Source organism: Vibrio sp. Y176, assembly GCF_033438945.1.
In genome coordinates this window covers 1-513 of record NZ_JAWOQS010001209.1, presented here as the reverse complement: position 1 = coordinate 513, position 513 = coordinate 1, and the positions used below count along the sequence as shown (strand labels likewise).

Below are 513 nucleotides of genomic sequence, written 5' to 3'. Positions count from 1 at the left end.
GTTGCCGCCGTGCGAGAAGGTACTTGAAGCTTCTTAAGTAGGCACTTCATGTGTACTTTTACCGTCGATTCAGAAATAAACAAACGATCGGCAATCTGCTTATTACGGAAGCCTCTTGCCACCTCTCGCAGGATTTGCGTTTCGCGATCCGTTAGCGAATCAAAAACATCTTCATGATCAGAGCGTTCACTCAAATACTTGGCAACCTCTTGACTGTATGCCTTGTCACCCTGATGGGCCTGTTTGAGTAGCTCAACAAGCTCATCCGGCTCTGTATCTTTTAACAAATAGCCATCCGCGCCACTGCGTACAATCGCTTCAATATCCGCAGGGCTGTCTGAAACGGTCAGAATAACAATCCTCGCCTCACAACCATCTGCTCGCAGCGCTTTTAACGTATCCAGCCCAGACATGCCTTTCATGTTGAGGTCTAGCAGTACCAAATCGAGCTCAAGCTCATGCGCTTTTGCGACTGCATCTGCGCCATTGCTTGCTTCTGCAACGACTTCAAAC

At 48.3% G+C, this 513-nt stretch carries 1 protein-coding gene; it reads right to left on the bottom strand.

The window, feature by feature from the left end:
- On the bottom strand, positions 1–513 hold a 513-nt coding region (locus R7O13_RS31015; protein ID WP_318305746.1), incomplete at both ends, for a LuxR C-terminal-related transcriptional regulator.